We start from the raw sequence: 24,892 nt of genomic DNA on the forward strand, positions 1-24,892 counted from the left end.
ATGGGTATTCGGACAACCGATCCATGGTCATGCGCACTGCACGGTCACGGACTTCGGGCGGGAACTGCTCGGGCATAATCACTATCTTTCGCACAGAAGATAGCGGCATCAAACCCGGGACCGGTTCAACAAGTCCCATGCTGATCGAGTACAAGTTGGGCTCAGGCGGTGGTGATACGGCCCGCTAGACTCTCTTCATGCGCAGAACGTCGGCACGAGGCCCCTGCGCCGCTGGGAGGGAGCGCGTGCTTATCCTGTCAGCAGGGGTAGGAGCGGGGCACAACAGCGCCGCGGCGGCGGTGCAGCAGGCGTGTGCCGCGCGCGCCGACATCGACGAGGTGCAGGTGCTGGACGTGCTGCAGGTGAGCAGCGTGCTCTACCGCACCCTGCTGGGCAAGGGTTACTTCGTCCTGGTCGAGGACTTGCCCTGGCTGGTCGAGTGGGGCTACGACATCAACGACCGTCCGTTCCGGCGCCGGGGCCCAGTAGACCCCTGGACACGGGTGAACGCTCTTCCGGTCATCGGTGCGATCAAGCGATTCCGGCCGACCGCGATCGTGTGCACGCACTTCCTGCCAGCCCAACTGCTGGCGTCACTGCTCCTTCGCGGCGTGATTGACGCGAGGGTCGCTGTCGTCACGACGGACTACGACTTCCAGGGCCTATGGCTTACGGGCGCGTTCCACGCGCTCTTCCTGGCCAGGGAGGAGGGGAAGGTGGAGCTGATGGCGCTGGGTTTGCCCCCCGACCGCGTCGCGGCCACGGGCATCCCGATCGCCACCCAGCTGAACATAGCGCCTGCGCGCGATGCAAACGAGACCCCGATGCTGCTGATCTCGGCGGGCGCGACTGGCGGCGACTATGCCCTCTCGGTCGTGCGGCAGACGCTGCACATGCGTTCGTCGTTCACGGCCACGGTCATGTGCGGACGCAACGATGCGCTTCGGCAGCGCATCGAGCAGCTGGTGGCGCCCGCTGGCGACCGCTACCGCGTGCTCGGCTTAACGGCGGAGATGCCGCAGCTGCTGCGCCGCGCCGACCTGTTTGTGGGCAAGCCGGGCGGGTTGTCGGCGTCGGAGTGCATGGCTGCAGGGCTGCCCATGGTGCTAGTGAACCCCATCCCGGGGCAGGAGGTTCGCAACGGCGACTACCTGATGGAGCAGGGGGCGGCGGTCCGCTGCAACACTCCCGCGACGATCGGCTGGAAGATCGACGAGGTGCTGCGCGAGCCAGGCCGCCTGCAGCGGATGCAGGCGGCGGCGCGGAGAACGGGCCGCCCTGACGCTGCGGCGGACGTGCTGTCCGGACTGCTGGACGGGCCGTCCCGTCCGCTGGTCGTGACCCGCGCGGCGCAGAAGACAATTCTCGCCGCGAGCGAGCGACGCGTCGTTGCGACCGATCTGACGGGACCCTCCTCGCTGGTCCGCTTGATCGACTCGGCTGCGGGTAGCACGGTCGCGCTGCTGCAGGCCGAGGAGCTGGGGGATCTGCAGAAGCGGTACGCGACCCCGAACGGGGGTCTGGTGCTGCGGCGCGGCCAAGCGCACGTGTCGCTCAGGTGGGAGGAGCGGCGGTTGCTCCGCGCCATGCTGCGGGGGGACGACGAGCTGCCCGTCCGCGTCGAAGGGCCCTCGCCACCCCCTCGCGTAGTTCCCGCGGGACCGCCCGGACACGACCCTAAGGACTGAATTGCTGCAGTCACCGGAGGAGTTATGAAGGACAGGACGCCCGTCAGGCCGTGCAGGCAGCTATCTGCCAGGTGGCCCCCGACGTCGAGCTTGAAGACCTCGCCGGCCGCGTCCGGCTGCGACAGGACCTAGAGCTCGACTCACTCGACTTTCTCCACCTCGTGGAAACCATCGCAAAGACCATGGGCGTGGACATTCCGGAACGCGACTATCCGGCCGTGGCAACGGTTGACGGCATGGTCAACTACCTGGCCAGCCACGGCTGAAGGTAACTTGGCCGACCAAGGTGGTGTCCCTCCGCCGCTGTCATCGCAATCGGGTGCCATACCTGCTGTGCTCGACAGTGTCATTGGGTGCCCACTGTTGTGCGCTTACCAGGTCTCCGGCAGCACATTTGCGTGGCGACCGCCGCTGAGGCCGTTCTAATTCAGCTTTCAAAGAGCCGTTCGGTGTCATGGACGGCGAAGGCGCTTTGGGCCCGGTTCCGCGTGAACAGCATCTCGTCCGCGGCGAGCCAGACCTGGCAGTCTGAATCCCGGGGACAGGAGCTGGCCAGCTGCCTTGGCACAGCACGGCGGTGATGGTGGGGGCGCAGCGGCTGCGCCGGTATGGTCCATGAACCAATGCCGGTGTCTTCGGGGCCGCCGGCTGCGCTGCTTGGTCTGAAGGTTGGCAGGGACTTCCAAAACCCCGTCGGAGTAGGTGGCCTTGATATCTCCTTCCTTAACATCGTCGGGAAGCGGGACGCTGCGGCCGAAGGGTCCGTACCGGAATTCGGACCGGAAGCGCTGGGAGTCAAACAGTCTGTCCAGGGAGTGCATCAGCCCCGACGGGGTGCATAAGCGTGTTGAATAGCAAGGTCCAACGGGTCGTCGCGAAAGGACACCATTTCAGCAGATCAGACATGACAGCTTCTCCAGACCCTGGGCAAGGAAGGGCCTTCAGCGGACCGGTGTCCCTCCAATAGATACTGCGGGCGAAACAGGCAACAAAGACGAAAGGCCCCCGGGGCCCGCCGAGGTTCGGCATTTCTGGTCTTCCGGCTAGCATTATTGGATGACCACTGCGGTCCACCATTCCGAAAATGCCTTCTCGCTGGCACGCCGGGCGCGAGGAGCGGTGCGCCGCGTCCCGGTCTGGACATGGCGGCTCCTCATGCGCTCGGTGCGCTCACGTGAGCGGACGAGGTTTAACAGCGAACCCATCACGGAAGTGGACTACGTCCACGACATAAATTACTTGGGCGACAATGTGCGGGCGCACCACCTGGACGTGCTCACCCCTGCTGCTCCGGCTGTGGACAGCCCTGAGGGGAGAGCCGGGAATCAAAAGTCCTTTCCTGTCTACGTCTATTTCCACGGCGGAGGCTGGACGTCCGGGGACAAGTCTGCCCTGACCAAGTACTGCGCGAACCAGGCGCTCGGCGGGATGGTTGTGGTCAACGTCAACTACCGTCAGCCTCCCCGTTTCCACATGGGCCATGTTCTGAGGGATGCAAATGCGGCCTTGGCGTGGGTAAGTGCGAACATAGGCCAATACGGCGGGGATCCGGAATGCGTGATCTTAGGGGGTGACTCCGCCGGCGGTCAGATCGCGGCTCTGCTCACCGCTACCATCTTCAGGCCTGAGCTCGCCGCGCATTACTCCTTGAAGCCAGCTGTCCCCGGGAAGCACCTGAAGGGACTGGTTCAGCACTGCAGCGTGGTTGATTTCTCTGTGTTTTTCAAGAGCGGCTTTGTCCTCAGCCTGAACTTCGTCCGAATGTTGCTGCCATCGGCCGGCAAGGCTAGGGGCTGGATGCAAAGTGCCTTCTCCACTGGCCCGGGCATGGAACGGTTAAGGGCCGCGGCCGGCTTCGTGTCTCCCATTGAGTGGCTCGACGGCCGCTTCCCACCGGTGTTCGTCACTACGTCCGAGCGCGACTTCTTTTACGAGGCGAACGTGAACTTCATTAAACGGCTTCAACAGGACGCCGTGCCAGTAGACATGTTGATCTACTCCTGGGCGAATGCCAATACTGAACACACATGGCAGCAGGACTACCGCTATCCGGAATCCCAGGAAGTATACCGGCGCCTGCGCGCTTTCGTCCGGAATGTCTCACAGCAGCCTGTTGACCATGACCCCGCACCATAGACAGCCGTCCGGGCTATGTTTGGACCATGGCAGCGCAGACGCAGGGTCAGGAACCGTCCGGGGTCGATCCAGAGGGGAATGGCTCCGCGAGGGTTGATACGGCTGCCCTGCGGGATGCCCAACTGGGGGACGTAGACTGGACCATCCCGCCTGCTGGCTCCGTGACCATGCGCATCCCCGTACCCAGCGGTCAACTTGCGGCCTTGGCAATGGGTGACCCCGACGATCCATGGATCGTACTGGTTCCGGGCGCCACTGGCTCGAAAGAAGACTTCTCGCTCATGATGCCGGACCTGGCCGGCGAGGGCTTTTTTGTACTGAGCTATGACCTGGCCGGCCAGTATGAGTCAGCAGCAGCGGGGCCGGAGAAGCTGGTTCCACCAAAGCGGCGTTACGACTACGAACTCTTTGCCGGGGATTTCCTTGCAGTCATCGAGGCCGCCGGCAAACCCGTGCACATAGTGGCTTACTCCTTCGCCGCCATTGTTGCCCAAATCGCCTTTTCGAAGAGACCGGACCTGTTCAAGACCCTCACCCTGTTGAGCTGCCCGCCGGAGCCCGGGCAAAGCTTCCGTGGCGTCAGCCGGATCGGCCGTTTCAGCAGCTGGGCCAATGACCGGATCGGGGCAGCCCTGCTGATTTGGGGCATTCGCAGGGGCTTTGTCCCGGTTCCCAAGGGGCGCCGGCGGTTCGTCAACTACCGCTTCCGTTTTACCCGCCGGGCCTCTGTCCGGGACATCTATGGACTGATGAAGAATGCACCGGACCTGAGGAAACTCCTGGCCGACGCCGCACTCCCGAAGTTCGTTGCGGTCGGTGAGCATGACTTATGGCCTTTGCACCTGCACCGGCGTTTCGCGCAGGCGATCGGAGCCCGGATCGCCGTCTACCGCGGCGGGCACAGTCCCTGTGAAACTTCGCCACACCAGTTCAGCCGTGACCTGCTGGTCCTTTACGGGAAGGATAGCTGAACGGCATCGGAACACGCGTCATCGGCGGTCCCCCCATGCACGCGCTACCAGTGTATGCGTCCCAAGCGGCGCTTTAGCGGCGGTTTCTCCCTAAACTTGACCCTGAATGTCACAAGGGACATCTCGAGGCGCCGCCTCAGCGATGACCAGTTCCCGAACGGCCGCGACGAGACCCCGACACGGAGGGTCCGATCGTAGGTGACTGTCATCTCCGGGCGCAGATCACCGGGTCCCGTGACAACGGACATCGGCCCCGACACCAGGAAAATGGCTTCCACCCGCGCAAGCCAATCGGCCGGAGGCCGTGGTCAGTATCCAGCCGGGCGATGATGTCGCCGGCAGCCGCGTCAAAGCCGGCAGCAGCTGTGGCCGGTATGCCTTGCAGATCCACCGGGATACGTTTCACACCAGCCGCCCTGCAGACATCCGCCGTCTCATCCGCGCTCGCATTGTCCACAACAATGCCCTCGTCGGCGGGCCGTGCCTGCAGGGACAGGAGGGTGAGGCATTTCTTCAGCATGACGGCATCATTACGACTGGGGATGACAATGGAGACGGTGGCCATGGGGTGAGCCTACTTGCACCTGCAATGCGGCGAACGCTGTGGACTGCGAACGTACCACCGGCTGCGGGTGAGGGGGCTAGCTGCCCAGCAGCGCATCCAGGGTGGCGAAGCCGTAGCCGGCGGCGCTGATCTGTTCGATAATCCCAGACAGGGCGTCGGCGTCCAGTGTGCGGCGAGTGGGATGGAGTGTTCGCCGTATTTGTCGTAGGCGAGGTTCACGGCGTCGGCGGCGATTTTCATGGCCAGGAGCGTTTCGGTGTCGGCGGCCTGGATGGTAAGTCCGTCGAGCTGTTCGATGTCGACCCAGGTGGCGTTGTCGGGGACGAAAGCCGAGGCGTTGGTGTTGAGCCAGTCGGGGCGAGGTCGTAATCTGCGGCCATGTCGGCGACGACGGTGTGGATGGTGTGTGGGTTGGCGTAGCTGGCGTCGATGTCGGCGGTGGGGCGGTTGCCGATGCTCTGGAGGATGAGTGCGGCACCGCCGACTAGCTTGACGTCGCCGTGAGCACCGGCGGCCTGCAGGCGCCTGCCAAGTTCATGGAGGAGGGCCCGAATTTGTGCGGCGGTGAGTTCCCCGCCGGTCATGCGGTGGCCAGGCTACGTTCGCGGATGAAGACGTTCAACGCGGCGAGTTCCGGCGGTGTCTCGGTGCGGGTGAGTTCCTTCATGGGCGTACGGATGCTGCGGTAGGACTCTGCCGGCATCCACGCCGCATCAAGGGGCTTGATCCGTCGGGTCCAGGATGGCGCTGGTTGGCCGAGGCGGTGTGCGGTGTAGTTGGTGATTCCGGCGAGGGCCGCTAACCAGCGCGGGTCTTTGAGGCGGGGGCTGCGCTGGAGCAGCGGCATGCCGGCGGTGAGGGATGCCGTGGCGTAGTCGGCGAGCATTTTGATGGCGAACTCAAAGTCCCGTTCGGCGATGAGTCGGGTGAAGGTTGTCGCGTAGTCTCGCCGTGCCGGGTCGAAGTCGCTGCCGCGGGGGATTGGATCTGTGGCGACCAAGGACAGGCCGAGAGCGGCCATGACGGCCAGGGTTTTGCCGAGTTCGGCGCGGTCGTGGCCGGCTTCCAGATCGATGATGAACTTCCGTGACACTCCGGCCATGTCGGCAAGGGTTTGCTGGGACAGCCCGCGGGCCGTGCGGCGGGCGCGGATGATGGCGCCCGCTGCTGCGGGCGAGTCGATGCTGGCTTCAAATGTCATGGCATCCTCCTGTGCTATATCCAGTATGTCACCGAATGGTGACATGAGCATCATTGCTGGGAGGCTTCGTGTTCGGCCGGGGGCGGTCCTGTCCTGTGTCGTCCAATGCCCCATGAGCTACGTAGGAAATCGCCGGAGGATGGAAGGGGGCGCGTTATGTGTCTGGTCCCTCGATTGGTGGCCGAATGTCGTGGCTCGGCCGCGTCGGTACCGGTGGCTCGTCGTGGTCGTCCGGTGGTCGCTAGCGTGTGCCTGTGTGCTGCCGCAGAGCAAAAAGGGGGTGTGCACAATGTGCACACCCTGGGCTTCAGACTGGGCCGTACTGCGGTCGGATCGGGCCGGATTCCGCATGTTTCCGCGGGAGCCCAATATTTGCAGGGGTTGGAATGCAGTTCGAGTCACACCTCGGGCACGCATGACCCCTCGTCAGAGGGGTGTTTGCCTTTAATGTGTGGACAAAGCCTGTGGTCGCCTCGCTCTGACGGGTTGGTCCGCGGGTTGTGGCCTGGCCGCCGCGCTGGGCCTATTTAGGTGTGGGGGGCGGCGGGCTCAGTGCCCTGGCTGGTGGGTGCTCCGCCTGCCGTGTCCTGGTGCTTGGGGGGTTTCCTCGTTCCGGTTTTGTCGGGTTGGTCGGGGTGGCCGACACCTGTTCATGGCTTTCGGGTAGGGGAACGACATGACGAAGCCTCTGTGACGCGGAATGGTCTTGGAGGCCGCTTTTGTTGCGCAGGGGCAGAGTGGAGAGGAGTTTGTCCTGCCAAAGAAGGTATGGACATTGTCCACAATTATGTCAGCTTTATTGGAGTGGCCGTGGGGCAGTGTGGGCCTGCCTGACGTCAGGTTGGGATGTGCTACATCCGCACGCCAAACGGTCGCTGTCCCTAGCCGATGTCAGGTTCTTAAGCCCGACTTTCTAGTCTCCGTTGCGGTTTTCGCGGAATTGTTCAGGCAGCAGCAGCTTCAGCCCGCCTTCTGTTTTCCTCGTCCGACTCGTTTCACAATGCGCGGGCAACTGCCGTCGTTGCGGTGCGGGCAGCAATGGCTAGGGTGAAGGCTGTTGCGAGCCCGAGTATCGTCCAGGCGTAAATTTCCCGACCGGGGAGGCTGGTTGCGGCAAGCCAGCGGATGGCGTAGTTGGTGGTCGCGCCCACGGGGAACGTGAACACCCAGAACGCTGGTGAGAAGGGAAGCTTGCGATATTGGGGGAGGAGCATGACCTGCATTAGCGCCATCATTGCCAGCACGCCGGTGAGCCCGAGTTGCATGGTCCCCACGGGTCCGGGGTGTGACACCATCCAAGCGATGTTGGCCGTTGCAGGCGCAGCCAGGTATGCGGACAGTCCGGTCTTGGCTGCTGGTGCCAGCGCGCCTCCGGTCATGAGCCGGACGGTGACGACGGTGCCCACGACAAGCCAAAAGAACACGCCGACGCCGAACGCAGCCATGGCCGCACCGTGGAGGTGGAGGCTTGAAAATCCGATGCTCGCTACGAAGGACCCGGCAACGACAGGCAGCAGGTAGCCGGGATGGATGGACTGCATCGATACCCCGCCGGTAACCCAGTGTGCGAGAAGTTGTGCGGCGACGATGACCAGCGCGGAGATGGACGCCACACACAGCCAGGCACCCCAGGCCGGTAAATATTGGCTGTAGTGGGAGGAAAGCAGGATCCCGACGAGTGGAATAAAGGAGGCGAAAGGCCCTGCCACCTCGTGCTTTAGATCAGCACGGAATGTTCCTTTCCGCCGCAGGCCCCGGAACACGTACCGGACGGTCAGGACCAGCCACAGGGCGGTGGCCGCTCCGTAGAGAATTTCCTCCGGCCAGACGGGGGATACGAGAGAGCTCCTCGCAGCGGACCAGCCGCCACCCAGACCGGCAAGCCCCAAGGGAATGCCGAAGCGGCTCAACTCATGCATTCCTGAAGCGGTGGCCGGCGGCAGAACTGGATCCTGGGTGGCGGGCGCCAGTGCGATAGCGGTGGCACTGGCTGTGACAGGTTTATATGGCCCCGGCAGGACGGTTATTTCTGGCCCCCCTTCATGACTCGCCGGGCACCTGTGGCGGTTATTTGTGGCCCCACCTTCAACGTTGGATTCATCACTGGATGGATGCGGCGGAAGGCTGGTCTGGATGGAGTCGAGAGTGGAGTTGTTCGCGCGGATTCGAAGGGACGCCCGGGTTGAGGGCCTGTCGGTTCGTGCGTTGGCGGTCCGGTACGGGGTTCACAGGCGAACGGTAAGGCAGGCACTGGATTCGGCTGCCCCTCCGGAGCGTAAACAGAGGCAAGGCGTGTCCTGGAGGCTGGAGCCTTTTAAGGGCGCGATCGATGCGATGCTGATCGAGGACACGACGGCGCCGCGGAAGCAGCGCCATACTGCACGCAGGATTTTGGCCCGGCTCATAGAAGAGCACGGAGCGCAGGAGCTGTCGTATTCGACGGTCCGTGATTACGTAAGGGTCCGTCGGGCCCAGATTGATGTGGAGGCCGGCCGCCGGGTTGAGGTGTTCGTTCCTCAGCAACACGCTCCGGGTGCTGAGGCTGAGGTGGACTTCGGCGAGGTCTATGTCGTGCTGAACGGGGTGAAGACGAAGTGTCACCTGTTCATTTTCCGGTTATCGCATTCGGGCAGGGCCATCCATCGGATCTACCCGACCCAGGCCCAGGAGGCCTTCCTTGAAGGGCACATCGAGGCCTTCAAGGTTCTGGGCGGCATCCCGACTAAACACATCCGCTATGACAACCTCACCAGTGCTGTCACCGCTGTGGTGTTCGGTCAGGGCCGGCAGCGCCGGGAGAACGACAGATGGGTGTTGTTCCGTTCCCACTACGGCTTCGACCCCTTCTATTGCCAGCCCGGCATCGCCGGGGCCCACGAAAAGGGCGGCGTTGAAGGTGAGGTGGGCTGGTTCCGCCGCAACCGGCTTTCACCGATGCCGGTTGCTGACTCCCTGGACGAGCTCAACGACCGGATCCGCAAATGGGAAGCCCAGGACGAGGACAGGAGGATCAATGACAGGATCCGCACCATAGGCCAGGACTTCGAGATCGAACGGCCGTTCCTGGCCAGGTTGCCGGCAGAGGAATTTGATCCGGGTCTGGCGCTGAACCCGAGGGTCGACAGGTCCTCGATGGTCACCGTCCGGATGGTGAAGTATTCCGTCCCGGCCCGGTTCATCGGCCGGAGAGTCCGGGTCTCATTGCGGGCGTCCGAGGTCGTGGTGTTCGATGGCCGCACCGTGGTCGCCAGGCATCAGCGGCTCGCCGCCCGGTCCGGACAGTCGGTCCAGCTGGACCACTATCTCGAGGTCCTCAAAACCAAGCCCGGCGCCCTTCCAGGCTCCACCGCTTTGGCCCGGGCGAGAGAGTCCGGGACGTTCAGCAGCGCGCACGAGGCATTCTGGGCCGCCTCCCGCCGGGTCAACGGCGACGCCGACGGGACCCGTGAACTCATCGACATCCTGCTCCTCCACCGGTCCATGGACGCCTGCGACATCCACGCAGGCATCACCGCGGCCCTCGTAGTGGGCGCGGTCAGCGCCGACGTCGTCGCGGTCGAAGCCCGCAGACACGCCACGACATCCTGCCGGGGTGGGGCCAGTTCGGACCGTCATCCCGGTGTTCATGCTGAAGAGAAGGTGCAACGGGTTGTCAGTCTCACCCAGCGCCGCCTCATGGACCCCGTCGCCGTCATCGCCGGGCTGCCACCTGATAGCCGGCCCCTGCCGTCGGTCCGCGCCTATGACGAGCTGCTGGCCAAACGTTCGGAACACCCCGCAGGAACCGCGTCAAAGGAGAACATCTCATGAGCCCCACCGCACCGGCGACCACCATCACCCCGGCCTTGCGCCGGCGGCGAGGCCTGACCGAACAGGCAGCGGTTGCCGCCGTGAACCAGGCCTGCCGCCGGCTGCGCCTGCCCACCATCCGGGCAGTCCTCGATGAAGCCCTCGCCGTCGCGGGGAAGGAACAACTCTCCTACCAAGGCTTCCTGGCCGAATTGCTGCTGGCCGAGTGCGACGACAGGGACCGGCGCTCCTCGATCCGGCGCGTGAAAGCCGCGAACTTTCCCCGGGACAAGTGGCTCGGGGACTTTGACTTCGACGCGAACCCGAACATCAACCCCGCCACCATCCACACCCTGGCCACCGGGGAATGGATCCGCAAAGGACAACCCCTCTGCCTGATTGGGGACTCCGGGACCGGCAAATCCCACCTGCTCATCGGACTCGGCACCGCCGCCGCAGAGAAGGGCTACCGAGTCAAATACACCCTCGCCACCCGGCTCGTAAACGAACTTGTCGAAGCCGCCGACGAGAAGGTCCTGGCCAAGACCATCGCCCGGTACGGCCGGGTGGACCTGCTCTGCATCGACGAGCTTGGTTACATGGAACTGGACCGGCGGGGCGCCGAACTACTGTTCCAGGTCCTCACCGAACGCGAGGAAATGAATTCCATCGCGATCGCCTCGAACGAGTCATTCTCCGGCTGGACCAAAACCTTCACCGACCCGCGCCTCTGTGCAGCCATCGTGGACCGCCTCACCTTCAAGGGCACCATCATCGAAACCGGCACCGACTCCTATCGCCTGGCCCATGGCATCGCGCGTAAAAGTTCGGAACAGGCGAACAACCCCGCTGCAGGAACCCGAGGTCCCCGCAGAGGTGAATCCGACCTCATGCCACGGGCGCCGGCAGGCACTGGATAACTCACCACGAAACTTTCCCCAAAAGTATCCGATACGGCGTCCGCGTGGGGTAGTTTGATCCCTATGTTGACCGGATTCAAGAATTTCATCATGAAGGGCAACGTCGTAGACCTTGCCGTCGCCGTCGTGATTGGTACCGCCTTTGGTGCCGTAGTCACGGCCCTAGTCCAGAGCGTTCTCATGCCGTTCATCGCGGCCTTGGTCGGATCTCCGAACTTCGATAGCTTCGCCGTCGTGACCCTCAACGGAAACGACATTAAATTCGGTGTCCTGCTCACAGCAATTGTTAACTTCGTGCTCGTGGCGGCAGCCATTTACTTCGTCATCGTCGTGCCCATGAACCACATGATCGAGCGCCGCAACCGGCGCCTCGGCATCAACCCGGACGTCAAGGAAGAAGCGGCCGAAGACCCCCAGATTGCCCTGCTCACGGAAATCCGGGATTCCCTACGGCAAGACCGCAGGGCCTAATCAAGTCGGCGGACCCAAACCCACCAAAATCCGCTTTCAGGGCTAAACCGCCGCCCAATCGCTTCGGCACGCTTACGTTCCGCAGAGCGATGCTCCGATAGCGTGTCTCCCAGCGGCGCAGGGATAAATCCCGGCGTTCGTGCAGCCGCAGGCTGGCTGTGCTTGTTTTCCGTCATCGATGAAAGGACATGAAAAGTGGCTGTTTCGATTGAATTGGGCAAGGCATTGGACAAGGCCTACGAGAACTCGACTCTGGACGAGGTCCTGTCGGCCCCGCCCTCGACTCTTGCCGGCCTGACCGAAAAGCACGACGAACTGCTTGCCGGTATGGGAATCAAAACCATCCGCGATCTGGGAAGCAATAAATACTTCGCTACGGCAGGTGTACTGGTCGCACTCTCCGGCAAGGTCGGGTAGTGGGTCTGGACTGTTAGCGCGTCTCACTGAAAAGGTCCGGCCCGGCGCACGCCAGGTCGGACCTTTTCCATTCCAGAATGGATTTCTCCCACTCAAGAGATCTGACATGCTAGCAACGACGGCGCCCCGACTCCATACCCCCGACCGGCATCTGCCGTTCCCCCGGGCGATACAGGAACCCTTAGCCAACCGGTGCGAAAACCGTCCCGCGAGCCCGAGAGCCACAACAACGTCCCGTGAACCTGGGGCCACTTTCAATCGCCCCTCTGGGGCCAAAAATACTTGACACAATCATGGCACTATGTGTCATGGTGTCAGCACCTCTGGTTGGTGGGGAAAGACGAGGAGTGTGCTTGTGGCGGTGGCGAGGAGTTCACCTTCGGTGGTGCAGAGGCGGCCCTCGGTGAAAATCAGCCGCGAACCGGCTTTTACCACTGACCCCTCTGCTCGAAGGGCGCCCTTCCGGAGCGTGACGGGCCGTAGGTATTTCACCGCCAGGTCGATGGAGGTGTAGCCGAGACCTGCTGCCAAGGTGGTATGTGCTGCGCAGCCGAGGGCCGTGTCAAGGAGAGTGCAGGCCAGGCCGCCGTGGACCATTCCAAGGGGGTTGTAGTGGGCTTCACTTGGCCGGCACTCGAATTCGACGTGCCCATGTTTAGCTTCGACGAGATCGAACTTCATCAGGGATGCGATCGGCGGCGGCGCTATACTGCCGTCGCGGAGGCCGGAAAAGTAGTCGAGCCCCGACAGTCGTGGCAGCTGTTCGAGCGCGATTGCCGGGTCCATCCAGGTGAAGGTTTCAGAGCGCTCTGCGGAGGTAGTTGTTGACACGGGTGCTTTCTTCCTAGATTTTTGGATGCCTTCGAAGGTTGCCGCGGTCATGCCCGGGCGTTAGCTGCCAGGGCAGGGTAAAGATCCAAGATCGCACCGGAGAGGCCAAGCTTCACGCCGGCGGTGATGTCATCCACGATGACCTCGTAATCTCCCTGCTCGAGCCCATCGAACGACTTCCGAACGACGTCCTCGGGGGTGGTTTTCGGGGCATCCACACCTTCAGCCATGGCCGTGTCGATGTAGGCGACATGTACGCCTGTGACGTGCGTGCCTTGGGGAGTCAGTTCCATCCGGAAGGAGTTGGTCGCCGACCACAGAGCGGCCTTTGATGAGCTGTAGGCGCCGGTGAGCGCGATCCAGCTGAGCGCCGAGTGGATGTTGAGGACCGCTGACGTCCGGCTGGCCGCGAGCACCGGCGCGAATGCCTTGGTCAGGGCGACCGGTCCGAAGAAATTGGTCTCCATCACGTTTCTGATTTCCTCGTTGGACAGTGAAAGGAGTGCGTCCGATTCCACGGCAATGCCCGCGTTATTAATGAGAACCGTAACGTCAGGAGCCTGCGCCACGGCGGCACGGATCGAGTTGGGGTCGGTGACATCCAGAACGAGAGGGACGATCCGGGCATCGTGCCACTCCCGGGGACGGCGGGTTGTCGCGTAGACCTTCGCAGCGCCGCGGGCGAGGGACTGTTCCACGAACTCGCGGCCGAGCCCTCCATTCGCGCCCGTAACAAGGACGACGGAACCAGACAGCTGTGGCATGAATTCTCCTGATCTCAGACAGGGCGGCGACGCGGTTGCAGCAGCCTTCGAAAGTCAGGTTAGCTGAGTCGGTTGGATTTTCCAACTAGCTTGTATGCTTATAGAAAGCACTGAAAGCAGGTAAGTCATGACACCAACCGATACGGCCAGGGATGCGCCCAGGGCGTGCTTCATCGCAGCAGGGCTTGAGGTCCTGGGCGAGCGGTGGGCGCTGCTGGCGCTTCGGGAGATGTCCTTGGGCGTTCATCGGTTCGACCAGATAGCCCGAAATACAGGCGCGTCCCGCGACATACTGACGGGCCGGCTGCGGACACTGGAAAGCGAGGGCGTTATTGAGCGCGTCCAATATTCCGAGCGCCCCCCGCGCTTTGAGTACCACCTCACAACGTCCGGGGCCGAAGTTGCTCCCATCCTCATCTCACTCGCGGCATGGAGCAGCACCTGGATGCGCGACGAGACACCCCGCGCCTCCTACCGGCACAGTTGCGGGGCGGATCTGAAACCGGTGCTGACCTGCGCGGAATGCGGCGAGGAATTCAGAGTGGGCAGTCTGATGCTGGGACCGCTGGTGTCTTCGGCCGACACGGTCCCGGTGGACCAGTAACGACAAATCTGCAGGGCGACGACGGAACACCCCGCGGTCGTCCGCTGTAGCGGACGCACGAACCGTGGGATACCAACAAGAGATACGTCAAGAGGAGATAAATGTTCGGCAGTCCGGCGCTGACACTGGAAATAGTTGACTTTGAAGACCCCAGAGCAGCCCGTCTGCGGGGTCTGTTAACCGACGAGCTTCTCGCCAGGTACGCTACCGAAGAAGAGCCTCATCTTTCCGAAGCTGCGAGGAAGGCCCTCTCGGTGCCACCGCAAGACTTCATCGCCAACGTCCTGGTACTTACTGCTGTCGGTGAACCCATAGGGCACGGCGCTCTTCGCCGGTTAAATGGGGATTGGGAGGTCAAGCGGGTCATTACAGACCCTGAAGCCCGGGGTCTGGGCGCTGCGACCGCACTCATGACAGAACTCGAAAGGATTGCCGCCATTGCCGGCGGCCGCCGCGTTATCCTGCAAACCGGGGGTAAGCAGCCCGAAGCTGAAGCCCTCTATAAAAAACTGGGATACACACAGATACCAACCTATCCTCCCTACGAGCACGCCATCCCGACGTCGATCTGCTTTGCAAAAGGGCTCCAGCCCTATGGAGGACCGTCTCCGGTCCATTCCGGGCCAGGAATAGAGGTCCGGCCGACGGGCGGAAATGGTCCATCTCCGACTTGATCTATTAGTCTCGCCCGGACGCCGATAGCGGTCTTTCTGTCAGCCTGACCATGTCGGGATAAGCCTTTGCTTCCTGCCCACTAGGGCGACTGTGGGCGCTCCACGGCTGGAGCAAATTCTGGTTATCCACGGCTGGAAATTGGAGCCGTTGGGGTAGCTCCCTGGCAGCATTAGCGGTGGATAACCTGTGAGAATTGTCCCCGGTTGTGCGCCGCGGCAGCCCACTCCGGTCCTGGAGCCAGTTTAGGAATCGTCCGGTTTGGGTGTAGTTCGATTTGACTGGGAACCTTGGTGGCGCTGAGCAATCTGCGGTCAAAATCATGCTCGGCGGCATCGGAATGTTGTCCGGCCCTGGCCTCCCGGCTCACTGTTCCCAGCGGGGCGGTGTGGCGTGCCCGCCGGCATAACCGTTGGCCCCGTGCTGAAAGTTCTGGCACCACCGCTGGGAAGGGGCGAAGACGCATTGATGACCGCCAGGACCCCTGGCTCTTTGGTGCCAGGTCAGCTGGCAAATGGGGAAGCCCATGCGGGTTTATTGCCCTCATGCCGGCAGCGTACGCCACCTCTCTCTTTCGTTCGGGTGCCTTTATCCTGCTGTGACGGCCGCATTGCCGCTGCCGCGCCGCCGGTCACGAGGACCACGACGACAACGCTCATGTGGAGCATTGATGCCGTCCAGTGTGGTGCTCAATGGTAGATCCGCAGTCGTGACGGGTGGGGCTTCCGGAATCGGCGAAGCCATAGCCCGCAAACTTGTCGATTCCTGTGCTGCGGTCACCATCGGCGATATCCGAAGCAGCGTCCCGAGGATTGTCAATGAAATATTGGCCCGTGAGGGCAGAGCCGAATTCATTCTCACGGATGTGCCTCCTCCGCACTGACGGGATCCGTTATCAACGCCGACGGCGGATTCACGTCCATCTGAAATCCAATCGGTCCCTGCCTGCCCTGTGGTGGCGCAGTTGCCCGTTCTCTACCGGAAAGCATCTTCCGCAATCATGGAGCCGGCCGAATCCTGCTGCCGGAACGTGCGGATCTGTGAGGCGAGGCGAACATGCGGAAAATCTGGCCGGCCGCGAACGTCAAGGTCTACGGCGGCGGTGTCGCCGAAGACGGGTTCCTCCGCGTCTGCAGGACCCGTATCTCGGTCAATCCGTCACGGCAGGGCCTCAGGGCGCGCGAAAACTGTGCGACAACTTGATCGATGCCGAGAGGTCCGAGCGGAAGAAGGCCAACACCTCCGCAGCACGAGCCGGGTTGTTGGAGGATGCCGCGACAGCACCCGCGAAGACCGTGATAATCGCGCAGTCGGCCGGGAGAACGCCGAGGATGCACACGCCGGGTTGCCCGACCAGTTCGCTGAGCTGCTGCAGGCCGAGATCGACCTCTCCCTCGGCGAGCAGGCGCGCCACGGGTACGCCTGGACGGGCCTGCACAAGCCGGTCGCTGACCTCATCGCTCATGCCCCAGTGGTCGATCATTCGCAATAGCTCGGTGCCGCTCGGTCCGGTGGAATATCCGATGCGGGATGCCGCGCGCAGGGCGCCGCGAAGCTCGTCGGCATTCGCAAAGGCCGTGCCTTTGGAACATGTGGCTGCATCGGCGCTGCGTGCGGCCACGCCTACGGCGACCTCCGACAGTACGATCGGGGCGATGGATGCCGGATCGACGTGCCCCTCGGCAGCGAGGCGTTGGAGAGCGTCCTCGGCAAGGAACACAAGGTCGAACGGCTCGCCGGCGGTCACCCGCTGGGCGGCGTTCACTCCGCCTACGGATTCGAGCTGCAGAAGAGGTAGCCCGGCCCCGGCGGCAGCTTCAGCGAGGTCGGCGAGAACGTGGCGGGTGGCCATCGACGAGATCGCCCTCATGCGGCATCCTCGAAATTCTCGGCGTCTACTTCGGCAGCAGATGCTGGCGAATATCGCGCGCCAGAGATGGTGGCCGTGCCAATCAGCTCGCCGGCCCGCGTCAGCAGCGCGCTGTCGACAGAGATGTGGCTGCCGCCATGTTCTCACGCAGGTGCGCGACGCTCGTTGTTCCCGGGATCGGCAGAACGTGCTCGCCGCGGGAGAGCAGCCAGACCAGCGCGAGCTGTGCCGGGGTGCAACCGGCCTCCGCAGCCAGCTCACGCCAAGAGACCAGCAGCGTCGCATTCGCACCCCAGTGCTCGGGCTGGAAGCGCGGCATGCTGCGGCGGATGTCGTTTGGGGCCAGCTTACCTGGGTCCTTGATCGCATCGGCGAGGAACCCCCTTGCGACCGGCGAAAACGCAACCAGGGTCACGCCGTCCTCGCGAGTGGCGTCGAGCATGCCAAGCTCGGCATTGCGACTCCACAGCGAGTACTCGTTCTGCACGGCCGCGATAGGGGTGACTGACTGCGCCTCGCGCAGTCGCGCGACCGACACCTCGGACAGGCCGATTGCGCCGATCTTGCCCGCGGCGACCATCTCGGCCAGCGCGCCGACGCTATCGCCGATCGGCACCTTCTTGTCCCACCGGTGAAGGTAGTACAGGTCGATGTAATCGACGCCAAGGCGGCTCAGCGAAGCATCGACCTGTGCGCGCAGCGTATCGGGGCGTCCGTCGATGACTTTCACGCCGTCGACGGACGCCATCCCGCACTTACTCGCCAGGAAGACCTCGTCGCGGCGCCCCGCGATCGCAGCACCTACAAGCTCTTCGTTGCGGCCGCCGCCGTACAGTGTTGCCGTGTCGAGCAGCTGCACGCCGTCGTCGAGCGCCGCGCGCAGGAACGCCAGACCCTCGTCACGCGACGGGGGGACGCCATAGGCGTGGCTCAGGGACATGCAGCCGAGGCCGATCTGGGGGAGGTTCACGCGAGCTGCTCCTCCAGCGCGCCGAGCACGCGGTAGCAGTCGATGACCTGGCGGAGCGACGAGTTCGGCTCCCGCCCCTCGCGGATCGCGCTGACGAACTCGCGGTCCTGCAGCTCGATGCCGTTCATGCTCACCGCCACCTTCGAGACGTCGATCTGCTCGTCGCGGCCGTTGAAGAGGTCGTCGTAGCGCGCGACGTACGTCTCGGTGTCGCCGATGTAGCGGAAGAACGTGCCGAACGGCCCGTTGTTGTTGAACGAGAGGGACAGGGTACAGATCGCGCCCGACTCGCTCTTGAGCTGGATTGACATGTCCATCGCGATGCCGAGTTCGGGGTTGATCGGGCCCTGGATCGCGTTCGCCTGTACGATCTTGCCGGCCTGGTAGGCGAACAAGTCGACAGTATGCGCGGCGTGGTGCCACAGCAGGTGGTCGGTCCAGGACCGGGCCTCGCCCTTCGCGTTCGTGTTGGTGCGGCGGAAAAAGTACGTCTGCACGTCCATTTGCTGCACGTTGAACGAGCCCTCGGCGATCCGGTTGTGCACGAGCTGGTGCGAGGGGTTGAACCGCCGCGTGTGGCCCACCATGGCGACGCGGTCGGACGCCTCGGCCGCGGCGAGCGTGGCCTCGGCGTCGGCGATCGAGTCGGCGAGCGGGATCTCGACCTGCACGTGCTTGCCGGCCTTGAGGACCGCCTGTGTCTGCGAGGCGTGCAGACCCGTGGGCGTGGCGAGGATGACGGCATCAACGTCGTCGCGCTCGAGCACGGCGTCCAGCCCGACGACGGCGTTGGCGACGCCGTACTTCGCGGCGACTGCCTGGGTCGGTTCGAGCCGCGTGCCGCTGACGACGGTCACCTCGGCATCGGGGATGTTCATCAGGCCGTCGAGATGTTTCATGCCGAAGGCGCCTGCGGCGCCGACGACGGCCACACGGATCTTGTCAGTCATGGGGGGCTCCTTTGTTGCGGATGCGGTCAGTCGGTCGGGTTCGTGAGAACAAGGTGGCCGACGGCGGTGTTCGACGCCGGCACGTGGTAGAACCGGTGGTCAACAGAAGGCGCCTCGCCGCCGAACTGGTCGTCCATCGCGCCGCGCGCGATCAGCCAGTCGACCAGCTCGATGCCCTCGGAGCCCGCCTCATCGACGTACTCCATGTGATCCCACTCTGTCAGGCCCACGGGGTCGGCGATGAGGTGGTCGAGGAACGCGTTGTCCCACTCTTCGTTGATGAGGCCGGCGCGCGGACCCTGCAGCTGATGGCTCATGCCGCCGGTGCCCCAGATCTGCACGTTGAGCTCCGGGCCGTCCCACTTGTCGAGGGCGCGGCGGAGCGCACGCCCGAGTTCGTAGCAGCGACGTCCGGACGGCACCGGGTACTGCACAACGTTTACAGCGAGGGGGATAACCTTGACGGGCCATTCCTCGACATCGCCGTACACGAGCGACAGCGGCACCGTGAGGCCGTGGTCCACGACCATCTCGTTGACGAGCGTGAGGTCGAAGTCATCCTGGATCACGGACTGGGCGATGTGTGCGGCCAGCTCGGGATAGCCTTTGACGTCGGGCACAGGGCGGGGGCCATAGCCCTCGTCCGCGACCGGGTACTCCGCGCCGGTGCCGAGTACAAAGGTCGGGATGATCGAGGAGTCGAAGGCCGTCGCGTGGTCGTTGTAGACGAGGATGACGACGTCGGGCGTATTCTCCTTGGCCCACTTGCGGGTCCACTCGTAGCCGTCAAAGACCTTCTTCCAGTAGGGCTCCTCGGTCTTGCCGTGATCCATCGCCGCGCCGATCGCAGGCACGTGCGAGGTGAACAACGCAGACGTGTACTTTGCCGGCGCGTCGGGGCGCATGACCTCGGACTTCTCGGTCGGCGCGGGAGGGGTCCATCCGTCGAGATCCTTCAGCCGCACGCCCTCGGGCCGGCGTCCGCCGCCGATCATCATGTCGCGATAGGCGGCCTCGCTCATGCCGGTCATGGAGCCGGCCATCTGCTGGAAGCTCAGGCCGTGTGTGGCGCCGATCTTGCTGAGGAAGTAGATGTTGCCGCCCTCGGCCATCATGGCGTTGAGGTCCATGTCCAGCACGGCCTGGCGCTGCTTGGGCGAAAGGGGCCACTCATCGAGGTACGCCTCGCGGTCGGCCAGGTAGCGCTGGCGGTTCTCGGGCTTCATCAGCGACATCGAGAACTGGTTGAGGTGGTATCCCTTGCGGGCCATCTCCGCGTCGAAGATGATCGTGCCGGGAACGTCCTTGTACGGCTTGTCGAGTGCCATGTCATGCTCCTTCGGGCCAGTAGAGGCGGCGGGGGTTGTCCACGAGCAGCTTCTGCTGGAACTCGGGGGTCGTCGCGATCTGTGGGATGTAGTCGACCAGCAGCCCGTCGTCGGGCATGTGGTCCTTGAGGTTGGGGTGGGGCCAATCGGTTCCCCACAGCACGCGGTCGGGGAACTCCTCGACCACGCGTCGGGCGAACGGCACCACGTCGGTGTAGGCGTGCTGTTCGCCGTCGAGAGCGCGCGGTCCGGTGACGGACAGGCGCTCTGGGCAGGAGACCTTGGTCCACACATTGGTGTTCTCGCGCATGAAGCGCAGGAACAGTGCGAACTCAGGGCCGTCCGGGTCCTTGCTCACGTCGGGTCGGCCCATATGGTCGACGACGACGTCGGCCGGGATCGCGGAGAAGAAGTCGTAGAGCTCCGGCAGGTCCTCGGCCTCGAAGTAGATGACCACGTGCCAGCCGAGCGGCGCGATCTTCGCGACGATCTCCTCGAGCGAGTCGGTGGGCACCCGGTCGACGAGGCGCTTGACGAAGTTGAAGCGCACGCCCCGCACGCCGGCAGCGTGCAACTCGGCGAGCTCCTCATCGGTCACGTCGCGGCGGACCGTGGCGACGCCGCGGGCGCGGCCGCCGCTGCGCTGCAGCGCATCGACCAGTGCCCGGTTGTCGGCGCCGTGGCAGGTCGCCTGGACGATCACGTTGCGGTCGAAGCCGAGGCGGTCGCGCAGCGCGAAGAGCTGCTCCGCCGAGGCATCGCACGGGGTGTACTTCCGCTCGGGGGCGTAAGGGAACCGCTCCCCGGGCCCGAACACGTGGCAGTGCGCGTCGACCGCGTCGGCCGGCAGGCGGAACGTGGGCTTGGTGGGGCCGTCGTACCAGTCGAGCCAGCCTGCGGACTTCTCGAAGCCTCCCGTGGTGTCTCCGTGCGCCATGGTCACTTCTCCACGTACTCGAGGCCGGCGGCGGCGAGCGGCTCCCGCATGTTGTAGATGTCGAGCCCTAGCACGCCCTCGCGGAACTTCACGCGTTTGGCTTCCTCGTTATCCTCGCGCTTCTGGCTGGCGTCTGCCACCGCTCCGACAAGCTCGCGCGGGACAACCACGACGCCGTCGACGTCGGCCACGACCACGTCGCCAGGGTTCACCACGGCGTTCGCGACCACTACGGGGATGTTCACCGATCCGAGGGTGGCCTTGACCGTGCCCTTGGCGTTGACAGCGCGGGAGAACACCGGGAAATCCATCTTCTCCAGATCGGCGACGTCGCGGACACCACCGTCGATCACCAAGCCCTTGCAGCCGCGGGCGGTCAGCGAGGTGGCGAGCAGCTCACCGAAGAAGCCGTCCTCGCTTTCGGTGGTGCAGCCGGCGACGATCACATCGCCTTCCCGCACCTGCTCGGCGGCGACGTGGAACATCCAGTTGTCACCAGGCTGTAGCAGCACGGTCACTGCCGGACCACAGAGCTTAGCGCCGGTGTAGGCCGGCCTGATGTAGGGGCGCAGGAGCCCGACTCGCCCCATCGCCTCGTGGATAGTGGCGACGCCGAACTGCGAAAGCCGTTTGACGTCCGTGGGATCCGGACGTTCGATGTTGGTGCGGACGATGCCGAGGTTGTTCAGTCTCATTTGATGGTCCTCTCAGAGTCCGCGCGCAGTAAGGGCACGGTCAAGCCTTGGGTAGACACGGCGGGCGTTGGCTTCGAACACCTGCGCGCGCTGCGCGTCGTTCAGGTTCGTGGTGGCGTCGACGTACCGCTTGGTGTCGTCGAAGTAGTGTCCGCTGCGCGGGTCGACGTCGCGCACGGCGCCTATCATCTCGCTCGCGAAGAGGATGTTCTCTGTCGGGACGACCTTGGTGAGAAGGTCGATGCCCGGCTGGTGGTACACGCAGGTGTCGAAGAACACGTTGTTCAGCAGGTGCTCCTCGATTACGGGCTTGCCCAGCGCCATTGCGAGCCCGCGGAAGCGCCCCCAGTGGTAGGGAACGGCGCCGCCGCCGTGAGGGATTACGAGCTTCAACTCGGGGAAGTCGCGGAACAGATCGCCCTGGAGTAATTGCATGAACGCGGTGGTGTCGGCGTTGAGGTAGTGCGCTCCGGTCGTGTGGAAGGCCGGGTTGCACGACGTGCTGACGTGCACCATCGCCGGGATCTCGTATTCGACGAGTTTCTCGTATATCGGGTACCACGAGCGATCGGTCAGCGGCGGGGACGTCCAGTTGCCGCCGGACGGGTCGGGGTTGAGGTTCACAGTGACGGCGCCGAGTTCCTCGACGGCACGAGTAAGCTCGGCAACGCTCGTCGCGGGATCCGTACCGGGGGACTGGGGGAGCATCGCCCCCATGAGGAAGCGTTCGGGGTAGAGCTCGCTGACGCGGGCGCACAGGTCGTTGCAGATCCGGGCCCAGGTCTCGCTCACAGCGAGGTCTCCGATGTGGTGCGCCATGAACGAGGCACGAGGGCTGAATACGGTGACGTCGCTGCCGCGCTCGTTCATGAGCTTGAGCTGGTTGGCCTCGATGGTCTCACGGATGTCTTCATCGCTGATGCGCAGGGTCGCAGGGCCAGGAGCGTCCGCGCGTCCCTCAGTGAATGCGATCTGCAGATCACGCCAGGCTCCGAGCTGTGTTGGAGCTGTGGTGTAGTGGCCGTGGATGTCGATAATCACGCGTGTCGTCCTTGTCACTGAGTGTAAGCGGTGCGAGAGCAGCTGCACTTCGTTAAATCAGTGCTGCCCAAAACTGACTTTAGGGGTGTTTGCCACTGTGGTCCAATAGATATGCAAATACAGATCCATAGATAGGATCTATGGCATGACGTTCACCGACCTCAATCAGCTCCGGACATTCGTCACGCTCTACGAGCTGCGCAGCGTCACGGGCGCCGCCAGGCGACTGCACGTGACGCAGCCCACGGTCAGCTATTCCCTGAAGCGGCTCAGGGAGCGGTTCGGCGACGAGCTGTTCCGTCGCGAGGGGAACGACATGGTGCCGACCGCGAAGGCGACGCAACTGTTTGGGCCCCTACACAACGCCTTGGCACAAATAGACGCGACCGTCATGGGATCGGACGTGTTCGAACCGACCGGATTCAGCGGTGAACTCGTCCTGGGACTCACCTCGATCGGCGAGCAGACGTTCCTCCCACCGATCATGACCGCCCTCGGGCGGGTCGGCGCCGATCCGCGAATACAGGTAGAACGGCTCGATTCGGACGAGGTCGAGAGCGGGCTAATCCGCGGCACCATCGATCTGGCATTGACCGTGTCGCGGATCGCCACACCGCGGCTGTGGAGGACGCACGTGCGTTCGGTCGAATACGTGGCTCTGTCGTCCGGGTCGCATCCACTGCCCGCGACCGGGCCTGACATGTTCGAGGGGAGGCGCTTTGTGCGGGTCTCCGCCCGTGGCGGGCACGTCTATCCTTTGCAGGCGCTGACCGAACACGACTTGATGTCCCAGGTCGTGCTGACCATGGAGGAATACGGCACCGTGCCCGCCGTGCTCGAGGCGACGGATCTGGTCGTCCTGCTGCCTCGACATGTAGCGGGGGTGTTCTGCGGGTGGTTCCCCCGCCTTCGCATCGCCGAGCTGCCCTGGCCCGGGCAGAGCACACCAGTGGAGTTGTACACGCGGCGCGAGGCCAGCCTCTCGCAGGTGCAGCGATGGTTCCGCTCGCTGGTGCTTGATGCGGTTGCGGCGGACGAATACAAGGCGTAGTCATAAGCGTCTGCGGGCGTCTCAAAATCGGACAGGCCGCTCACGCCGCATCGGCGTGACTGAAGAGGTCGGTGGGGACGGTGGGACCCGGCGTCGCCAGTCGACGCAGGCCCGACCCCGTCCTGCAGGGTGCTACCAATCGCTCTTGAGAATCGGCTGGATCGTAAGCCACCTCACCGACGCGACACGAGCCGGCTGCCCATCGCCGGCAGGCCCAAGCGGAGCGCTAGCGTTTCGTCCTGTTCCAGCTGGCCTTGCCCGGAGCGAACGGGCTACGCACATGGATCGACCATGACGAGTGCGGGTGGATCGTCAGAATCGCGTGCTCCCACCAGGCGCGGGCTTCGTTAGAGAGCTCCGGTAGAACCGCATCCTTGTCGGCGTCGTCCTCCGGACGGGGACGCAGCGCCTTCCAGACCAGCTGCACCTCGGGTGCCCCGGTCGGAATGCCGTCGACGTCGATCACTGCACGATCCCACGGCAGTTGCAGTCGGGGATCTCGTCGATAAACCCAGACGCTATCCGTGCCGTCCTCGACGTTGACCTGCAGTACCCATGCGCCCGTTGCGTCATTATGGATACGGATCGGCTGCAGATCGGCATCCATATCAGCCTCTGCCCAAGGGAGAACGCCGTCGCCTGACGGAGCCCACGCGCTAAACGGCGCCGGCAAGTCCCGCACCACTTGAGGCAGGTCGGCGATCGTCGTGCTGACGTCGATATTGTCGTGCTCGCGAGTGTTAGTGCCGAGCCAGTGGTCGAGCGCCACCCCTCCGGACAACCACCAACGCGCCGATGACGGCCCGAGCAGCTCCGCCACGACTCGCAGGGGCAGGGGTTCCCAGCGCGTCGCGAGGGTGGGTGTGGATGAGGCCATGCTCAAGGTTACCCGTGGGCGGCGGTGGTTTGTCGAAATGGCAAGGGGCTCGAATAGGAAACCTGCGGGCAATGCGGAATTGGTTTATGGGACGGGAGTCGACAAATACTTACACTCCCGTACTTTTCAACGCCGATAAGGGAC

At 63.8% G+C, this 24,892-nt stretch carries 25 protein-coding genes and 1 pseudogene; 12 read left to right on the forward strand and 14 right to left on the reverse strand.

Annotated elements, in window-relative coordinates:
- Positions 1 to 197 precede the first annotated feature (197 nt).
- Positions 198 to 1,688, forward strand: coding sequence for an MGDG synthase family glycosyltransferase (locus TV39_RS09535; protein ID WP_043480974.1), 1,491 nt, complete (start codon positions 198 to 200; stop codon positions 1,686 to 1,688).
- Positions 1,689 to 1,738: 50 nt separating this feature from the next.
- Positions 1,739 to 1,954, forward strand: coding sequence for an acyl carrier protein (locus TV39_RS09540; protein WP_235347328.1), 216 nt, complete (start codon positions 1,739 to 1,741; stop codon positions 1,952 to 1,954).
- A gap of 186 nt (positions 1,955 to 2,140) precedes the next feature.
- Here the strand turns inward: TV39_RS09540 and TV39_RS22795 are convergent, their stop codons facing one another.
- Complete coding sequence (locus tag TV39_RS22795) at positions 2,141 to 2,509, reverse strand: Hsp20/alpha crystallin family protein (RefSeq protein ID WP_082049643.1); 369 nt, start codon at positions 2,507 to 2,509, stop codon at positions 2,141 to 2,143.
- Positions 2,510 to 2,744: 235 nt separating this feature from the next.
- On the opposite strand from TV39_RS22795, the gene TV39_RS09545 reads away from it, so the two are divergent.
- Together TV39_RS09545 and TV39_RS09550 are read left to right on the forward strand one after the other, a co-directional pair.
- The gene (locus TV39_RS09545; RefSeq protein WP_235347329.1) at positions 2,745 to 3,824 is read left to right on the forward strand and encodes an alpha/beta hydrolase; all 1,080 of its coding nucleotides are present in this window, start codon (positions 2,745 to 2,747) and stop codon (positions 3,822 to 3,824) included.
- A gap of 26 nt (positions 3,825 to 3,850) precedes the next feature.
- Positions 3,851 to 4,795 carry an alpha/beta fold hydrolase gene (locus TV39_RS09550; protein ID WP_082049644.1) on the forward strand — a complete coding sequence of 315 codons (945 nt, stop codon included), beginning with the start codon at positions 3,851 to 3,853 and terminating at the stop codon, positions 4,793 to 4,795.
- Positions 4,796 to 5,000: 205 nt separating this feature from the next.
- Here the strand turns inward: TV39_RS09550 and TV39_RS21695 are convergent, their stop codons facing one another.
- The 3 genes from TV39_RS21695 to TV39_RS09565 all read right to left on the reverse strand — a co-directional run bounded on the left by TV39_RS21695 (position 5,001) and on the right by TV39_RS09565 (position 8,480).
- Positions 5,001 to 5,360: a glycosyltransferase family 2 protein gene (locus tag TV39_RS21695; RefSeq protein ID WP_235347330.1), complete on the reverse strand. Its 360-nt coding sequence runs from the start codon at positions 5,358 to 5,360 to the stop codon at positions 5,001 to 5,003.
- A 580-nt stretch (positions 5,361 to 5,940) separates the two neighbouring features.
- Positions 5,941 to 6,561 (reverse strand): helix-turn-helix domain-containing protein, encoded by a 621-nt coding sequence (locus tag TV39_RS21700; protein ID WP_144406379.1) that lies wholly within the window; start codon positions 6,559 to 6,561, stop codon positions 5,941 to 5,943.
- Between the two features lie 995 nt (positions 6,562 to 7,556).
- Positions 7,557 to 8,480 carry a TDT family transporter gene (locus TV39_RS09565; protein ID WP_235347331.1) on the reverse strand — a complete coding sequence of 308 codons (924 nt, stop codon included), beginning with the start codon at positions 8,478 to 8,480 and terminating at the stop codon, positions 7,557 to 7,559.
- Between the two features lie 214 nt (positions 8,481 to 8,694).
- Between TV39_RS09565 and istA the strand changes: the two genes are divergently transcribed.
- The 4 genes and pseudogenes from istA (at position 8,695) to TV39_RS09585 (ending at position 12,158) form a co-directional block, all read left to right on the forward strand.
- A complete protein-coding gene (istA, locus tag TV39_RS09570) occupies positions 8,695 to 10,371 on the forward strand; it encodes an IS21 family transposase (protein WP_043480979.1) in 1,677 nt (558 codons plus the stop codon).
- Positions 10,368 to 11,159, forward strand: a pseudogene (istB, locus tag TV39_RS09575) (IS21-like element helper ATPase IstB); the annotation flags it as partial. The gene istA and the pseudogene istB, both read left to right, overlap by 4 nt.
- Positions 11,160 to 11,333: 174 nt before the next feature.
- Positions 11,334 to 11,741: a large conductance mechanosensitive channel protein MscL gene (gene mscL / locus TV39_RS09580; protein ID WP_043480980.1), complete on the forward strand. Its 408-nt coding sequence runs from the start codon at positions 11,334 to 11,336 to the stop codon at positions 11,739 to 11,741.
- A 195-nt stretch (positions 11,742 to 11,936) separates the two neighbouring features.
- Positions 11,937 to 12,158, forward strand: a complete 222-nt coding sequence (locus TV39_RS09585; RefSeq protein WP_043480981.1) for a hypothetical protein — start codon at positions 11,937 to 11,939, stop codon at positions 12,156 to 12,158.
- Positions 12,159 to 12,464: 306 nt separating this feature from the next.
- Here the strand turns inward: TV39_RS09585 and TV39_RS09590 are convergent, their stop codons facing one another.
- On the reverse strand, positions 12,465 to 12,989 hold the full coding sequence (locus tag TV39_RS09590; RefSeq protein ID WP_200890992.1) for a PaaI family thioesterase: 525 nt from the start codon (positions 12,987 to 12,989) through the stop codon (positions 12,465 to 12,467).
- Positions 12,990 to 13,036: 47 nt separating this feature from the next.
- Positions 13,037 to 13,753, reverse strand: coding sequence for an SDR family oxidoreductase (locus tag TV39_RS09595; protein ID WP_043480982.1), 717 nt, complete (start codon positions 13,751 to 13,753; stop codon positions 13,037 to 13,039).
- 127 nt (positions 13,754 to 13,880) lie between these two features.
- On the opposite strand from TV39_RS09595, the gene TV39_RS09600 reads away from it, so the two are divergent.
- From TV39_RS09600 to TV39_RS22260, 3 genes are all read left to right on the forward strand, one after another.
- Positions 13,881 to 14,357 carry a winged helix-turn-helix transcriptional regulator gene (locus TV39_RS09600; protein ID WP_043480983.1) on the forward strand — a complete coding sequence of 159 codons (477 nt, stop codon included), beginning with the start codon at positions 13,881 to 13,883 and terminating at the stop codon, positions 14,355 to 14,357.
- 101 nt (positions 14,358 to 14,458) lie between these two features.
- Positions 14,459 to 15,031, forward strand: coding sequence for a GNAT family N-acetyltransferase (locus tag TV39_RS21705; protein ID WP_082049646.1), 573 nt, complete (start codon positions 14,459 to 14,461; stop codon positions 15,029 to 15,031).
- 668 nt (positions 15,032 to 15,699) lie between these two features.
- Positions 15,700 to 15,912 carry an SDR family NAD(P)-dependent oxidoreductase gene (locus TV39_RS22260; RefSeq protein WP_160292499.1) on the forward strand — a complete coding sequence of 71 codons (213 nt, stop codon included), beginning with the start codon at positions 15,700 to 15,702 and terminating at the stop codon, positions 15,910 to 15,912.
- A 288-nt stretch (positions 15,913 to 16,200) separates the two neighbouring features.
- On the opposite strand, the gene TV39_RS09610 is transcribed toward TV39_RS22260, so the two are convergent.
- From TV39_RS09610 to TV39_RS09640, 7 genes are all read right to left on the reverse strand, one after another.
- Entirely contained in the window at positions 16,201 to 16,899 is a 699-nt protein-coding gene (locus tag TV39_RS09610; RefSeq protein WP_043480988.1) for a substrate-binding domain-containing protein, read from the reverse strand.
- Between the two features lie 100 nt (positions 16,900 to 16,999).
- A complete protein-coding gene (locus tag TV39_RS09615) occupies positions 17,000 to 17,869 on the reverse strand; it encodes an aldo/keto reductase (protein ID WP_326942334.1) in 870 nt (289 codons plus the stop codon).
- The gene (locus TV39_RS09620; RefSeq protein ID WP_200890993.1) at positions 17,866 to 18,819 is read right to left on the reverse strand and encodes a Gfo/Idh/MocA family oxidoreductase; all 954 of its coding nucleotides are present in this window, start codon (positions 18,817 to 18,819) and stop codon (positions 17,866 to 17,868) included. The genes TV39_RS09615 and TV39_RS09620 overlap by 4 nt, the downstream gene beginning before the upstream one ends.
- Before the next feature lie 26 nt (positions 18,820 to 18,845).
- A complete protein-coding gene (locus TV39_RS09625) occupies positions 18,846 to 20,147 on the reverse strand; it encodes a protocatechuate 4,5-dioxygenase subunit alpha/beta (RefSeq protein ID WP_043480989.1) in 1,302 nt (433 codons plus the stop codon).
- A 1-nt stretch (position 20,148) separates the two neighbouring features.
- Positions 20,149 to 21,084 carry an amidohydrolase family protein gene (locus TV39_RS09630; RefSeq protein WP_043480991.1) on the reverse strand — a complete coding sequence of 312 codons (936 nt, stop codon included), beginning with the start codon at positions 21,082 to 21,084 and terminating at the stop codon, positions 20,149 to 20,151.
- A 2-nt stretch (positions 21,085 to 21,086) separates the two neighbouring features.
- Positions 21,087 to 21,779, reverse strand: a complete 693-nt coding sequence (gene ligK, locus TV39_RS09635; RefSeq protein ID WP_043480992.1) for a 4-carboxy-4-hydroxy-2-oxoadipate aldolase/oxaloacetate decarboxylase — start codon at positions 21,777 to 21,779, stop codon at positions 21,087 to 21,089.
- Between the two features lie 12 nt (positions 21,780 to 21,791).
- Positions 21,792 to 22,820 (reverse strand): amidohydrolase family protein, encoded by a 1,029-nt coding sequence (locus TV39_RS09640; protein WP_043480995.1) that lies wholly within the window; start codon positions 22,818 to 22,820, stop codon positions 21,792 to 21,794.
- Positions 22,821 to 22,965: 145 nt separating this feature from the next.
- On the opposite strand from TV39_RS09640, the gene TV39_RS09645 reads away from it, so the two are divergent.
- Positions 22,966 to 23,871, forward strand: a complete 906-nt coding sequence (locus TV39_RS09645; RefSeq protein ID WP_043480996.1) for a LysR family transcriptional regulator — start codon at positions 22,966 to 22,968, stop codon at positions 23,869 to 23,871.
- 226 nt (positions 23,872 to 24,097) lie between these two features.
- Here TV39_RS09645 and TV39_RS09650 read toward each other — a convergent pair whose 3' ends face one another.
- Positions 24,098 to 24,691 carry a nucleotidyltransferase domain-containing protein gene (locus TV39_RS09650; protein WP_235347332.1) on the reverse strand — a complete coding sequence of 198 codons (594 nt, stop codon included), beginning with the start codon at positions 24,689 to 24,691 and terminating at the stop codon, positions 24,098 to 24,100.
- Positions 24,692 to 24,892 lie beyond the last annotated feature (201 nt).

This window comes from Arthrobacter sp. SPG23, from assembly GCF_000876655.1.
Taxonomy (GTDB): domain Bacteria; phylum Actinomycetota; class Actinomycetes; order Actinomycetales; family Micrococcaceae; genus Arthrobacter.

What these genes read in the sequence shown, in the direction of transcription:
- TV39_RS09535 (WP_043480974.1), top strand. Translation starts at nt 198, where the DNA reads ATGCGCAGAACGTCGGCACGAGGCCCCTGCGCCGCTGGGAGGGAGCGC.
- TV39_RS22795 (WP_082049643.1), bottom strand. Translation starts at nt 2,509, where the DNA reads ATGCACTCCCTGGACAGACTGTTTGACTCCCAGCGCTTCCGGTCCGAA.
- TV39_RS09545 (WP_235347329.1), top strand. Translation starts at nt 2,745, where the DNA reads ATGACCACTGCGGTCCACCATTCCGAAAATGCCTTCTCGCTGGCACGC.
- TV39_RS09550 (WP_082049644.1), top strand. Translation starts at nt 3,851, where the DNA reads ATGGCAGCGCAGACGCAGGGTCAGGAACCGTCCGGGGTCGATCCAGAG.
- TV39_RS21695 (WP_235347330.1), bottom strand. Translation starts at nt 5,360, where the DNA reads ATGGCCACCGTCTCCATTGTCATCCCCAGTCGTAATGATGCCGTCATG.
- TV39_RS21700 (WP_144406379.1), bottom strand. Translation starts at nt 6,561, where the DNA reads ATGACATTTGAAGCCAGCATCGACTCGCCCGCAGCAGCGGGCGCCATC.
- TV39_RS09565 (WP_235347331.1), bottom strand. Translation starts at nt 8,480, where the DNA reads ATGCATGAGTTGAGCCGCTTCGGCATTCCCTTGGGGCTTGCCGGTCTG.
- istA (WP_043480979.1), top strand. Translation starts at nt 8,695, where the DNA reads ATGGAGTCGAGAGTGGAGTTGTTCGCGCGGATTCGAAGGGACGCCCGG.
- mscL (WP_043480980.1), top strand. Translation starts at nt 11,334, where the DNA reads ATGTTGACCGGATTCAAGAATTTCATCATGAAGGGCAACGTCGTAGAC.
- TV39_RS09595 (WP_043480982.1), bottom strand. Translation starts at nt 13,753, where the DNA reads ATGCCACAGCTGTCTGGTTCCGTCGTCCTTGTTACGGGCGCGAATGGA.
- TV39_RS09600 (WP_043480983.1), top strand. Translation starts at nt 13,881, where the DNA reads ATGACACCAACCGATACGGCCAGGGATGCGCCCAGGGCGTGCTTCATC.
- TV39_RS21705 (WP_082049646.1), top strand. Translation starts at nt 14,459, where the DNA reads ATGTTCGGCAGTCCGGCGCTGACACTGGAAATAGTTGACTTTGAAGAC.
- TV39_RS22260 (WP_160292499.1), top strand. Translation starts at nt 15,700, where the DNA reads ATGCCGTCCAGTGTGGTGCTCAATGGTAGATCCGCAGTCGTGACGGGT.
- TV39_RS09610 (WP_043480988.1), bottom strand. Translation starts at nt 16,899, where the DNA reads ATGAGGGCGATCTCGTCGATGGCCACCCGCCACGTTCTCGCCGACCTC.
- TV39_RS09620 (WP_200890993.1), bottom strand. Translation starts at nt 18,819, where the DNA reads ATGACTGACAAGATCCGTGTGGCCGTCGTCGGCGCCGCAGGCGCCTTC.
- TV39_RS09625 (WP_043480989.1), bottom strand. Translation starts at nt 20,147, where the DNA reads ATGGCACTCGACAAGCCGTACAAGGACGTTCCCGGCACGATCATCTTC.
- TV39_RS09630 (WP_043480991.1), bottom strand. Translation starts at nt 21,084, where the DNA reads ATGGCGCACGGAGACACCACGGGAGGCTTCGAGAAGTCCGCAGGCTGG.
- ligK (WP_043480992.1), bottom strand. Translation starts at nt 21,779, where the DNA reads ATGAGACTGAACAACCTCGGCATCGTCCGCACCAACATCGAACGTCCG.
- TV39_RS09645 (WP_043480996.1), top strand. Translation starts at nt 22,966, where the DNA reads ATGACGTTCACCGACCTCAATCAGCTCCGGACATTCGTCACGCTCTAC.